The 13,659-nt window shown below is 42.2% G+C and carries 10 protein-coding genes; 8 read left to right on the forward strand and 2 right to left on the reverse strand.

Annotated elements, in window-relative coordinates; genetic code table 11:
• Positions 1-57: 57 nt before the first annotated feature.
• A complete protein-coding gene (locus tag N8M20_RS09835; RefSeq protein ID WP_261080465.1) occupies positions 58-270 on the reverse strand; it encodes a MarR family transcriptional regulator in 213 nt (70 codons plus the stop codon).
• A gap of 377 nt (positions 271-647) precedes the next feature.
• The gene (argS, locus tag N8M20_RS09840) at positions 648-2,339 is read right to left on the reverse strand and encodes an arginine--tRNA ligase (protein ID WP_261080466.1); all 1,692 of its coding nucleotides are present in this window, start codon (positions 2,337-2,339) and stop codon (positions 648-650) included.
• A gap of 135 nt (positions 2,340-2,474) precedes the next feature.
• On the opposite strand from argS, the gene argR reads away from it, so the two are divergent.
• From argR to N8M20_RS09880, 8 genes are all read left to right on the forward strand, one after another.
• Complete coding sequence (argR, locus tag N8M20_RS09845; RefSeq protein ID WP_001231476.1) at positions 2,475-2,921, forward strand: arginine repressor; 447 nt, start codon at positions 2,475-2,477, stop codon at positions 2,919-2,921.
• 50 nt (positions 2,922-2,971) lie between these two features.
• Positions 2,972-5,506 carry a DNA mismatch repair protein MutS gene (mutS, locus tag N8M20_RS09850; protein ID WP_261080467.1) on the forward strand — a complete coding sequence of 845 codons (2,535 nt, stop codon included), beginning with the start codon at positions 2,972-2,974 and terminating at the stop codon, positions 5,504-5,506.
• 145 nt (positions 5,507-5,651) lie between these two features.
• Positions 5,652-7,358, forward strand: coding sequence for a multidrug efflux ABC transporter subunit PatA (gene patA, locus N8M20_RS09855; protein ID WP_261080468.1), 1,707 nt, complete (start codon positions 5,652-5,654; stop codon positions 7,356-7,358).
• Between the two features lies 1 nt (position 7,359).
• Positions 7,360-9,126, forward strand: a complete 1,767-nt coding sequence (gene patB / locus N8M20_RS09860) for a multidrug efflux ABC transporter subunit PatB (protein WP_261080469.1) — start codon at positions 7,360-7,362, stop codon at positions 9,124-9,126.
• Positions 9,127-9,264: 138 nt separating this feature from the next.
• Complete coding sequence (locus N8M20_RS09865) at positions 9,265-9,954, forward strand: gamma-glutamyl-gamma-aminobutyrate hydrolase family protein (RefSeq protein ID WP_000124770.1); 690 nt, start codon at positions 9,265-9,267, stop codon at positions 9,952-9,954.
• 170 nt (positions 9,955-10,124) lie between these two features.
• On the forward strand, positions 10,125-11,474 hold the full coding sequence (locus N8M20_RS09870; RefSeq protein ID WP_000018268.1) for a glucose-6-phosphate isomerase: 1,350 nt from the start codon (positions 10,125-10,127) through the stop codon (positions 11,472-11,474).
• 127 nt (positions 11,475-11,601) lie between these two features.
• Positions 11,602-13,062 (forward strand): glutamate--tRNA ligase, encoded by a 1,461-nt coding sequence (gltX, locus tag N8M20_RS09875; protein ID WP_000031054.1) that lies wholly within the window; start codon positions 11,602-11,604, stop codon positions 13,060-13,062.
• 13 nt (positions 13,063-13,075) lie between these two features.
• Positions 13,076-13,510, forward strand: coding sequence for a cytidine deaminase family protein (locus tag N8M20_RS09880; RefSeq protein ID WP_261080470.1), 435 nt, complete (start codon positions 13,076-13,078; stop codon positions 13,508-13,510).
• The last annotated feature ends 149 nt before the right edge of the window (positions 13,511-13,659 follow it).

A 13,659-nucleotide genomic window follows, 5' to 3' on the forward strand; every position in this document is an offset into this window, starting at 1 on the left:
ATCAGAAAAGAAAGGACGAAATTTGTCCTTTCTCGAGCTTAGCTTTTCATCAACCCACTACAGTTGACAAAGAGCCGTTTTATTGATATAAGCAATGACATCATTGATATTTTCAGTCGTGTGAATTTTCTCTTTGATGTCAGCCCTAAATGTTTCATCCTTCAACAGTTGTTCTTGGTAGAGCCTTTGCAGTCTCTCCTTCTCGTACTTATTGAGCAGAAAAAGGAAAACCAAGCTAATCACAACGAGGATATAAGCATATTGGCTCATAGGAAATCTCCCTGTATGATAAAGAAATAGTAGTGAATAAATCGATTTAGTGGATCTAAAATAGCAGAACAAGCCAGCAAAACTTGATAAGATTTTTGATAGGCTTCTAAAACCAAGCCCGTATAGGATTGAACGTCAGTTACTTAGACTGCTTTACAATCAAGTAATTAAAAGATTACGACATAAGCCTAACCAAATCGATATTATTTGGTTAGGTGAATTAGTGAAGCGTTTAGACAAGTATCTCTAATTACGACGTAAAGAAACATAAATCGATAATATTTATGTTTCTTTACTAGTGAAGCAGTTAGCTAGTCCGCATATAAGCGGCTAGCGTCTAACAATTAGGAACTTTAGTTCCATCCTCTTGTAACGATTTACATCTTCTCTGGCGCTTCTACTCCAAGCAAGCGAAGGGCTTCTTTGAGAACGACTGCTGTTGCGTAGCTGAGGGCTAGACGGCTGTCGCGTTCTGGGCTTTCATCCAAGATACGCGTATGTGCATAGTATTTGTTAAAAGCTTGAGCCAGGTTAATTGCAAATTTGGCAATGATAGAAGGTTCAAAGTTATCTGCCGCACGGTTGATAATACGTGGGAAGTCTTGGATGAGTTTAATGATTTCCCAGCTTTCAGCATCATTCAGGCTATAGTTGCCAGCTGTTTCTGGTTTGAAATCCGCTTTGCGCAAGATAGATTGGATACGAGCGTAGGCGTATTGAACATAAGGTCCAGTTTCACCCTCGAAGGATACCATAGCTTCTAGGTCGAAGTCATACCCATTTGTACGGTCGGTCTTGAGGTCATAAAATTTAATGGCTCCAACCCCAACAGCATGCGCTACTTGGTCTTTGTTTTCAAGTTCAGGATTTTTAGCCTCGATTTGGGTTTTGGCACGACTAACAGCCTCTGCAACAGTTGGCTCTAGCAAGATGACATTCCCTTTACGAGTAGAGAGTTTTTTCCCTTCTTTTGTAACCAAACCAAAAGGAACGTGGGTAATGTTGTCACTCCAGTCGTAGCCCATCTCTTGCAAGACGGCTTTGAGCTGTTTAAAGTGGGCAGATTGTTCTTGACCAACAACGTAGATAGACTTAGCAAATTGGTATTCGTTTTTACGGTAAAGAGCTGCAGCCAAGTCACGTGTGATGTAGAGAGTTGCTCCATCAGACTTCTTGATGAGGGCTGGATGTTCAATTCCATATTTCTCAAGATTGACAACTTGGGCACCTTCTGACTCAACAAGAAGGCCTTTTTCAGAAAGAATATCTACAACTGCATCCATCTTATCGTTGTAGAAGGCTTCTCCGTTGTAGCTGTCGAATTCAACCTTCAGTTCATTGTAAAGGCGGTTAAATTCCACCAAACTTTCATCACGGAACCATTGCCAAAGTGCGAGAGCTTCCTCGTCTCCATTTTCAAGTTTACGGAACCATTCGCGTGCTTCTTCATCCAAGCTAGGGTCATTTTCAGCTTCAGCGTTGATGCGGACATAGAGTTTAAGAAGTTCATCAATTGGATGAGCTTTTACAGCTTCTTCGTCACCCCATTTTTTGTAGGCAACAATCAGCATCCCAAACTGCTTACCCCAGTCTCCTAAATGATTGACCTTGACTGTTTGATAACCGATTTTTTGGAAAATATGTGACAAGCTATCTCCGATGACAGTTGAGCGCAGGTGGCCAATAGAGAATGGCTTAGCGATATTGGGACTAGACATGTCGATAACAACATTTTCTTGTTTGCCAATAGTTTGGTCAGCATAGTGTTCTTTTTCAGTGATAACAGCTTGCAATACTTGAGCAGAGATGGCAGATTTATCAAGGAAAAAGTTAACGTAAGGTCCTGTTGCGACAACCTTTTCAAAGGCTTGGCTATTAATTTTTTCAGCCAGTTCTGCCGCAATCATTTGAGGTGCTTTACGTTCGACTTTTGCAAGAGAAAAAGCAGGGAAAGCAATGTCTCCCATTTCTGAGTTTTTAGGGGTTTCCAGTAAATTTAAAATAGCCTCTTGGTCCAGGCTATCAATGACGCTAGCCAACTCGCTAGCAATCAATTCTTTTGTATTCATTAAGAGCTCCTTTTTGGACTTTTCTACTATTTTATCACAATTTTAAAGAAAGAAGAAAAAATTTTTGAAATCTCCTATTTTTTTGGTATAATATAGTTATAAAAATAGTTATAAATATTCACATAAGAGGATTTTATGAGAAAAAGAGATCGTCATCAGTTAATAAAAAAAATGATTACTGAGGAGAAATTAAGTACACAAAAAGAAATTCAAGATCGGTTGGAGGCGCACAATGTTTTTGTGACGCAGACAACCCTGTCTCGTGATTTGCGCGAAATCGGCTTGACCAAGGTCAAGAAAAATGATATGGTGTATTATGTACTAGCAAATGAGACAGAAAAGATTGATTTGGTGGAATTTTTGTCTCATCATTTAGAAGGTGTTGCAAGAGCAGAGTTTACCTTGGTGCTTCATACCAAACTGGGAGAAGCCTCTGTTTTGGCAAATATTGTAGATGCAAACAAGGATGAATGGATTTTAGGAACAGTTGCTGGTGCCAATACCTTATTGGTCATTTGTCGAGACCAGCACGTTGCCAAACTCATGGAAGATCGTTTGCTAGATTTGATGAAAGATAAGTAAGGTCTTGGGAGTTGCTCTCAAGACTTATTTTTGACAAGGAGAGACGGAAAATGGCGACAGAAAAGCTATCACCCGGCATGCAACAGTATGTGGATATTAAAAAGCAATATCCAGATGCTTTTTTGCTCTTTCGGATGGGTGATTTTTATGAATTATTTTATGAGGATGCGGTCAATGCTGCGCAGATTCTGGAAATTTCCTTAACGAGTCGCAACAAGAATGCCGACAATCCGATTCCTATGGCGGGTGTTCCCTATCATTCTGCCCAACAGTACATTGATGTCTTGATTGAGCAGGGTTATAAGGTGGCTATCGCAGAGCAGATGGAAGATCCTAAACAAGCAGTTGGGGTTGTGAAACGAGAGGTTGTTCAGGTCATTACGCCAGGGACAGTGGTCGATAGCAGTAAGCCAGACAGTCAGAATAATTTTTTGGTTGCCATAGACCGCGAAGGCAATCAATTTGGCCTAGCTTATATGGACCTGGTGACGGGTGACTTTTATGTGACAGGTCTTTTGGATTTCACGCTGGTTTGTGGGGAAATCCGCAATCTCAAGGCTCGAGAAGTGGTGCTGGGTTATGACTTGTCTGAGGAAGAAGAACAAATCCTTTGTCGTCAGATGAATTTGGTGCTTTCCTATGAAAAAGAAGGCTTTGAAGACCTTCATTTACTGGATTCACGATTGGCAGCTGTGGAGCAAGCGGCATCTAGTAAGCTACTCCAGTATGTTCATCGGACTCAGATGAGGGAATTGAACCACCTCAAGCCTGTTATCCGCTATGAAATCAAAGATTTCTTGCAGATGGATTATGCGACCAAGGCTAGTCTGGATTTGGTTGAGAATGCCCGTTCAGGCAAGAAGCAAGGCAGTCTTTTCTGGCTTTTGGATGAAACCAAAACAGCAATGGGTATGCGGCTCTTGCGTTCTTGGATCCATCGTCCCTTGATTGACAAGGAGCGAATCGTCCAACGTCAAGAGGTGGTGCAGGTCTTTCTTGACCACTTCTTTGAGCGCAGTGATTTAACGGATAGTCTCAAAGGTGTCTATGACATTGAGCGCTTGGCTAGTCGGGTTTCTTTTGGCAAAACCAATCCCAAGGATCTCTTGCAGTTGGCGACCACCTTGTCTAGTGTGCCACGGATTCGTGCGATTTTAGAAGGGATGGAGCAACCTGCTCTGGCCTATCTCATCGAACAACTGGATGGAATCCCTGAGTTGGAGAGTTTGATTAGCGCAGCGATTGCTCCTGAAGCTCCCCATGTGATTACAGAAGGTGGCATTATCCGGACTGGATTTGATGAGACTTTAGACAAGTACCGTCGTGTGCTCAGAGAAGGGACTAGCTGGATTGCTGAGATTGAAGCAAAGGAGCGAGAAAACTCTGGTATCAGTACGCTCAAGATTGACTACAATAAAAAGGATGGCTACTATTTCCATGTGACCAATTCTCAACTGGGAAATGTGCCCGCTCACTTTTTCCGCAAGGCGACGCTGAAAAACTCAGAACGTTTTGGAACCGAAGAATTGGCCCGTATCGAGGGCGATATGCTGGAGGCGCGTGAGAAGTCGTCCAACCTAGAGTACGAAATCTTTATGCGTATTCGTGAGGAAGTCAGCAAGTACATCCAGCGTTTGCAGGCTCTAGCCCAAGGAATTGCGACAGTTGATGTCTTGCAAAGTCTGGCGGTTGTAGCTGAAACCCAGCATTTGATTCGACCTGAGTTTGGAGATGATTCGCGGATTGATATCCAGAAAGGGCGCCATGCTGTCGTTGAAAAGGTCATGGGGGCTCAGACCTATATTCCCAATACGATTCAGATGGCAGAAGATACCAGTATTCAACTGATTACAGGGCCCAACATGAGTGGGAAGTCAACCTATATGCGTCAGTTAGCCATGACGGCAGTTATGGCCCAGTTGGGTTCTTATGTGCCAGCAGAAAGTGCCCATTTACCGATTTTTGATGCAATTTTTACCCGTATCGGAGCAGCAGATGACTTGGTTTCAGGTCAGTCAACCTTTATGGTGGAGATGATGGAGGCCAATAATGCAATTTCGCATGCGACCAAAAATTCCTTGATTCTTTTTGATGAATTGGGACGGGGAACTGCAACTTATGACGGTATGGCTCTTGCTCAGTCTATCATCGAATACATCCATGAGCATATTGGAGCTAAGACCCTCTTTGCGACCCACTACCATGAGTTGACTAGTCTGGAGTCTAGCTTGGAGCACTTAGTCAATGTTCACGTGGCAACTTTGGAGCAGGATGGGCAGGTCACCTTCCTTCACAAGATCGAACCAGGACCAGCTGATAAATCCTACGGTATCCATGTTGCCAAGATTGCTGGCTTACCAGCAGACCTTTTAGCAAGGGCGGATAAGATTTTGACTCAGTTAGAGAATCAAGGGACAGAAAGTCCTGCTCCCGTGAGGCAAACAAGTGCTGTCACAGAACAGATTTCACTCTTTGATACGACTGAAGAACATCCTATCCTAGCAGAATTGTCTAAACTGGATGTTTACAATATGACACCTATGCAGGCTATGAATGTCTTGGTCGAGTTAAAACAGAAACTATAAAGAGAAAATTACTAGTCATTCTAGCTGTATCAAGGAGACTTCTTTGACAAGTTCTCACTTTTTTGCTAGAATAACATCACACAAACAGAATGAGAAGGAGCTGACACATTGTCGCTCCCTTTTGTCTATTTTTTAAGGAGAAAGTATGCTGATTCAGAAAATAAAAAACTACAAGTGGCAGGCTTTGGCTTCGCTCCTTATGACAGGCTTGATGGTTGCTAGTTCACTTTTGCAACCGCGTTACCTGCAGGAAGTGTTAGACGCCCTCCTTACTGGAAAATATGAAGCTATTTATAGTATCGGGGCTTGGTTGATTGGTGTGGCCTTAGTTGGTCTGGTTGCTGGTGGGCTCAATGTTGTCCTTGCGGCCTATATTGCCCAAGGAGTTTCATCCGATCTTCGGGAGGATGCCTTCCGTAAAATCCAAACCTTTTCTTATGCCAATATTGAACAATTTAATGCGGGAAATCTAGTCGTTCGAATGACAAATGATATCAACCAGATTCAGAACGTTGTCATGATGACCTTCCAAATTCTTTTCAGACTTCCCCTCTTGTTCATCGGTTCGTTTATTCTGGCGGTTCAAACCTTACCTTCTCTGTGGGGGGTGATTGTTCTCATGGTAATCTTAATTTTTGGCTTGACTGCCGTCATGATGGGAATGATGGGGCCTCGTTTTGCCAAGTTTCAAACACTTCTTGAACGCATCAATGCCATTGCCAAGGAAAATTTGCGTGGCGTTCGCGTGGTCAAGTCCTTTGTCCAAGAAAAAGAGCAGTTTGCTAAGTTTACGGAGGTTTCAGACGAGCTACTCGGTCAAAATCTTTACATTGGTTATGCCTTTTCAGTAGTGGAACCCTTTATGATGTTGGTCGGTTATGGGGCGGTATTCCTCTCTATTTGGTTAGTTGCAGGGATGGTTCAGTCGGATCCGTCAGTTGTTGGCTCCATTGCTTCCTTTGTCAATTACCTAAGCCAGATTATCTTTACCATTGTTATGGTTGGATTTTTGGGAAATTCTGTCAGTCGTGCTATGATTTCCATGCGTCGTATTCGAGAAATTCTGGATGCAGAGCCAGCTATGACTTTCAAGGATGTGCCAGATGAAGAGTTGGTCGGAAGTCTTAGCTTTGAAAATGTAACCTTTACCTATCCAATGGATAAGGAACCGATGTTGAAAGATGTGAGCTTTACTATTGAACCTGGTCAAATGGTTGGTGTCGTTGGAGCGACTGGTGCAGGAAAATCAACCTTGGCTCAATTGATTCCACGTCTCTTTGACCCGCAGGAAGGGGCTATCAAAATCGATGGCAAGGATATTCGAGAAGTGAGTGAAGGGACCCTGCGTAAAACAGTTTCTATCGTTCTCCAACGTGCCATTCTCTTTAGTGGAACGATTGCAGATAACTTGAGACAGGGTAAGGGTGATGCCACTCTATTTGAAATGGAGCGAGCAGCCAATATTGCCCAGGCTAGTGAATTCATTCATCGTATGGAGAAAACCTTTGAAAGTCCAGTTGAGGAACGAGGAACCAACTTCTCTGGTGGGCAAAAACAACGGATGTCGATTGCTCGTGGGATTGTCAGCAATCCACGTATTCTGATTTTTGACGATTCGACCTCGGCCTTGGATGCTAAGTCAGAGCGCCTGGTTCAAGAAGCTTTGAATAAGGACTTGAAGGGAACAACAACCATTATCATCGCGCAAAAGATTAGCTCGGTTGTTCATGCAGATAAAATCTTGGTTCTAGATCAAGGACGATTGATTGGTCAAGGCACGCATGCAGGCTTGGTTGCCAACAATGATGTTTACCGTGAAATCTATGAGACACAGAAAGGAAAGGAGGAGTAAAATGAAGACAGTTCAATTTTTTTGGAATTATTTTAAAGTCTACAAGCTATCATTTGTAGTTGTCATCCTGATGATTGTTATGGCGACTCTTGCCCAAGCTCTCTTTCCGGTATTTTCTGGACAAGCAGTGACGCAGCTAGCTAATTTAGTTCAAGCTTATCAAGATGGCAATCCAGAACTTATTTGGCAAAGCCTATCAGGAATCATGGTCAATCTTGGCCTGCTGGTTTTAGTTCTATTTATCTCTAGTGTGATATACATGTGTCTCATGACGCGCGTGATTGCAGAGTCGACAAACGAGATGCGCAAAGGCCTCTTCGGTAAGCTTGCTCGCTTGACGGTTTCTTTCTTTGACCGCCGACAAGATGGCGATATCCTGTCTCGTTTTACCAGTGATTTGGATAATATCCTCCAAGCCTTTAACGAGAGCTTGATTCAGGTCATGAGCAATATTGTTTTATACATTGGTCTGATTCTTGTCATGTTTTCGAGAAATGTGACTCTGGCTCTCATCACCATTGCCAGCACACCAGTAGCCTTCCTCATGCTGATTTTCATCGTGAAAATGGCACGGAAATATACCAACCTCCAGCAGAAAGAGGTAGGGAAGCTCAATGCCTATATGGATGAGAGTATCTCAGGCCAAAAAGCTGTCATTGTGCAAGGGATTCAAGAGGATATGATGGCAGGATTTCTTGAACAAAATGAGCGCGTACGCAAGGCAACCTTTAAAGGAAGAATGTTCTCAGGAATTCTTTTCCCTGTCATGAATGGGATGAGTCTGGTTAATACAGCCATCGTCATCTTTGCTGGTTCAGCTGTACTTTTGAATGATAAGGCTATTGAAACAAGTACAGCCCTAGGTTTGATTGTTATGTTTGCCCAATTTTCACAGCAGTACTACCAGCCTATTATTCAAGTTGCAGCTAGTTGGGGAAGCCTTCAGTTAGCCTTTACGGGGGCTGAACGGATTCAGGAAATGTTTGACGCAGAGGAAGAAATTCGACCTGAGAAGGCTCCAATTTTCACTAAGTTGCAAGAAGGTGTTGAAATCAGTCACATTGATTTTTCATATTTGCCTGATAAACCTATTTTGAAAGATGTCAGCATTTCCGCTCCGAAAGGCCAGATGACAGCGGTTGTTGGGCCGACAGGGTCAGGGAAAACGACTATTATGAACCTCATCAATCGCTTTTATGATGTTGATGCTGGTGGTATTTATTTTGACGGCAAAGACATCCGTGACTACGACTTGGATAGCCTCAGAAGCAAGGTGGGAATTGTCTTGCAAGATTCGGTCTTATTTAGCGGAACCATTCGAGACAATATCCGTTTCGGTGTGCCAGATGCTAGTCAAGAAATGGTTGAGGTAGCAGCCAAGGCAACTCACATTCACGACTATATCGAAAGCTTAACTGATAAGTACGATACTCTTATCGATGATGACCAGAGCATCTTCTCAACAGGGCAGAAACAATTGATTTCCATCGCTCGAACCCTGATGACAGATCCAGAAGTTCTCATTCTAGATGAAGCAACTTCAAACGTAGATACGGTGACAGAAAGTAAGATTCAGCATGCCATGGAGGCGGTTGTAGCAGGCAGAACCAGTTTCGTCATTGCCCATCGTTTGAAGACCATCCTCAATGCAGACCAGATTATTGTCCTCAAAGATGGAGAAGTCATTGAACGTGGTAACCACCATGAACTCTTGAAGTTAGGTGGATTTTACTCAGAACTCTATCACAATCAATTTGTTTTTGAATAAGAAAAAAGTTGTCCTATGTGGGCAGCTTTTTCTTGTCTATAAAAAATTTTTATCACGGCCTTTAAAAAAACATATTAGACGAAAGTCATTTTGAGTGATATGATAGGACTATCGTTAATATTCGAAAGGAGAGGCATCATGGCTAGAACTGTTGTAGGAGTTGCTGCAAATCTATGTCCCGTAGACGCAGAAGGCAAAAACATTCATTCATCTGTATCTTGTAGATTCGCAGAGAGCATCCGTCAAGTCGGTGGTCTCCCTTTAGTCATTCCTGTTGGTGATGAGTCAGTTGTACGCGATTATGTAGAAATGATAGATAAACTTATCTTGACAGGCGGTCAAAATGTCCACCCTCAATTTTATGGAGAGAAAAAGACCATCGAGAGCGATGATTACAATCTGGTCCGTGATGAATTTGAATTGGCACTCTTGAAGGAAGCGCTCCGTCAGAATAAACCAATTATGGCAATCTGTCGCGGTGTTCAACTTGTCAATGTTGCCTTTGGTGGAACCCTCAATCAAGAAATCGAAGGTCACTGGCAAGGACTACCTTTCGGAACATCTCACTCTATTGAGACAGTGGAGGGAAGCGTGGTGGCTAAGCTATTTGGGAAAGAAAGTCAGGTCAACTCTGTCCATCGTCAAAGCATTAAAGATTTGGCACCTAATTTCCGTGTAACTGCTATTGATCCAAGAGACCAGACCATCGAAGCGATTGAGTCTATCGATGAGCACCGCATTATCGGTTTGCAGTGGCATCCAGAGTTTCTGGTTAATGAAGAAGATGGCAATTTAGAATTATTTGAGTATTTATTGAATGAACTGTAACGACTGGGACATCTGGTCGTTCTTTATTTTATTTTTTCAAAATTTTTGGAATGTGGGATTTTTACGCAAACGTTTGAATTCTGATAAAAAATGGAGAAATTCGACAAAAAAACTTGAAAAAAACTAAGGTAAGCGTTATGATAGAAAAGAAGAAATATTGGAGGAATAACATGTCACATATTAAATTTGATTATTCAAAAGTTTTAGACAAATTTGTTGCACCACATGAAGTGGAATACATGCAATCACAAGTAACAGCAGCAGATGAATTGATCCGTAAAGGAACTGGTGCTGGTAGCGACTTTTTGGGATGGTTGGACCTTCCTGAAAACTACGACCGCGAAGAATTTGACCGCATCTTGAAAGCTGCTGAGCAAATCAAATCAGACAGCGATGTCTTGGTTGTAATCGGTATCGGTGGATCTTACCTTGGTGCCAAAGCAGCAATCGACTTCTTGAACCACCACTTTGCTAACTTGCAAACAAAAGAAGAACGCAAGGCTCCACAAATCCTTTACGCAGGAAACTCAATCTCATCTACTTACCTTGCTGACTTGGTAGAGTATGTTGCAGACAAAGACTTCTCAGTAAACGTGATTTCTAAATCAGGTACAACAACTGAACCAGCGATTGCTTTCCGTGTCTTCAAAGAACTCTTGGTTAAGAAATACGGTCAAGAAGAAGCCAACAAACGTATCTATGCAACAACTGACCGCCAAAAAGGTGCTGTTAAGGTTGAAGCAGATGCTAACGGTTGGGAAACATTTGTTGTTCCAGATGATATCGGTGGACGCTTCTCAGTATTGACAGCCGTTGGTTTGCTTCCAATCGCTGCTTCAGGTGCTGACATCAAAGCCCTTATGGAAGGTGCGAATGCAGCTCGCAAAGACTACACTTCAGATAAAATCTCTGAAAACGAAGCTTACCAATACGCAGCAGTTCGTAACATCCTTTACCGTAAAGGCTATGCAACTGAGATCTTGGTAAACTACGAGCCATCACTTCAATACTTCTCAGAATGGTGGAAACAATTGGCTGGTGAATCAGAAGGGAAAGACCAAAAAGGTATCTACCCAACCTCAGCCAACTTCTCAACTGACTTGCACTCACTTGGTCAATTTATCCAAGAAGGAACTCGTATCATGTTTGAAACAGTTGTCCGTGTTGACAAACCTCGTAAAAACGTGATTATCCCTAGCTTGGAAGAAGACCTTGATGGACTTGGTTACCTTCAAGGAAAAGACGTTGACTTTGTAAACAAAAAAGCGACTGATGGTGTTCTTCTTGCCCACACAGATGGTGATGTACCAAACATGTACGTGACTCTTCCAGAGCAAGACGCTTTCACTCTTGGTTACACAATCTACTTCTTCGAATTGGCTATCGCCCTTTCAGGTTACTTGAATGCTATCAACCCATTTGACCAACCAGGTGTTGAAGCTTACAAACGTAACATGTTTGCTCTCCTTGGAAAACCGGGATTTGAAGAATTGAGCAAAGAACTTAACGCACGTCTATAATAGAAGAAAAGAGTGGTTTGTCCACTCTTTTTACTCTCTTTATCCATAGAAATTGGACTCAGCCAAGACTTGTGATATAATATAGAGAGTAAAAAGGCAGACGCCTAGAGACTTTATAGGAGAAACTATGTCAAAAGATATCCGCGTACGTTACGCACCAAGTCCAACAGGACTACTACACATCGGGAATGCCCGTACAGCATTGTTCAACTACCTTTACGCACGTCATCATGGTGGAACTTTTATCATTCGTATCGAAGATACTGACCGTAAACGTCATGTCGAGGATGGTGAACGTTCACAACTTGAAAACCTTCGCTGGTTAGGTATGGATTGGGATGAAAGCCCAGAAACACATGAAAATTACCGCCAGTCTGAGCGTTTGGACTTGTATCAAAAATACATCGACCAACTGTTAGCTGAAGGAAAAGCCTACAAATCTTACGTTACAGAAGAAGAGTTGGCAGCTGAACGCGAACGCCAAGAAGCAGCTGGCGAAACACCACGCTACATCAATGAATACCTTGGTATGAGTGAAGAAGAAAAAGCAGCTTACATCGCAGAACGTGAAGCAGCAGGGATCATCCCAACTGTTCGTTTGGCTGTCAATGAGTCAGGTATCTACAAGTGGCATGATATGGTCAAAGGCGATATCGAATTTGAAGGTGGCAATATCGGTGGTGACTGGGTTATCCAAAAGAAAGACGGTTACCCAACATACAACTTTGCCGTTGTCATCGATGACCATGATATGCAAATTTCTCACGTAATCCGTGGAGACGACCACATTGCTAATACACCAAAACAGCTCATGGTTTATGAAGCACTTGGTTGGGAAGCTCCAGAGTTTGGTCACATGACTTTGATTATCAACTCTGAAACTGGGAAAAAATTGTCTAAACGTGACACCAATACCCTTCAGTTTATCGAAGACTACCGTAAAAAAGGCTATTTACCAGAAGCAGTCTTTAACTTTATCGCCCTTCTTGGTTGGAACCCAGGTGGCGAAGATGAGATTTTCTCTCGTGAAGAATTGATTAAACTTTTCGATGAAAATCGCCTCAGCAAGTCTCCAGCAGCCTTTGACCAGAAAAAACTAGACTGGATGAGCAATGATTATATCAAGAATGCAGACCTAGAAACTATCTTTGAAATGGCAAAACCATTCCTAGAAGAAGCAGGTCGATTGACTGACAAGGCTGAAAAATTAGTTGAACTCTATAAACCACAAATGAAATCAGTCGATGAAATTATCCCATTGACAGATCTCTTCTTCTCAGATTTCCCAGAATTGACCGAAGCAGAGCGCGAAGTCATGGCAGGTGAAACAGTCCCAACAGTTCTTGAAGCCTTCAAAGCAAAACTTGAAGCGATGACAGATGATGAATTTGTAACAGAGAATATCTTCCCACAAATTAAAGCAGTCCAAAAAGAAACAGGTATTAAAGGGAAAAATCTTTTCATGCCTATTCGTATCGCTGTTTCAGGTGAAATGCATGGACCAGAATTACCAGATACAATTTTCTTGCTTGGACGTGAAAAATCAATTCAGCATATCGAAAATATGTTAAAGGAAATCTCTAAGTAAGAAGGATGCAACAATGGACATCTGGGAAAAGATGTACGAAGAAGCACAGAAGCTATACAATCCACATGAAGTATCAGACTTTGTTTATGCCAATCATGTTGTAGCTGCAGTAGAAGCAGAAGATGGACAAATATTTACAGGATTCTGTATGGAGGGAACTTGTGGTGTTTTCCATCTCTGCGCAGAGCGGGCAGCACTCTTCAATATGTACCAATTTTCGGGACGAACTAAGGTTAAAAAAGTCTTAGCCTTTCGAGATAAACCACCTTATGGTGGAAGTTCAGCCATGCCTTGCGGTGCCTGTAGAGAATTCCTTTTAGAGCTTAATGCTGAAAATAAAGATGCAGAATTCATGATGGACTACGATACAAGAAAGACGGTGAAAGTCGCAGAACTAATCCCCTATTGGTGGGGAGAAGAACGTGCTTCTAAGTTTAATGAACAATAGAAGAGTCAGTACAATTCTGGCTCTTTTTACTATAATTTGAAAAACTGTACTTGAAAAGAATTGAAAATTTGTAAAAAGTTTAAAAAAGTAGTTGACAAAAAATAAAAAGTCGGTATAATAGTAAGAGTTGAAAATAACAACTCTGGTCC

The sequence above is a fragment of the Streptococcus mitis genome (assembly GCF_946190275.1).
GTDB classification, from domain to species: domain Bacteria; phylum Bacillota; class Bacilli; order Lactobacillales; family Streptococcaceae; genus Streptococcus; species Streptococcus mitis_DC.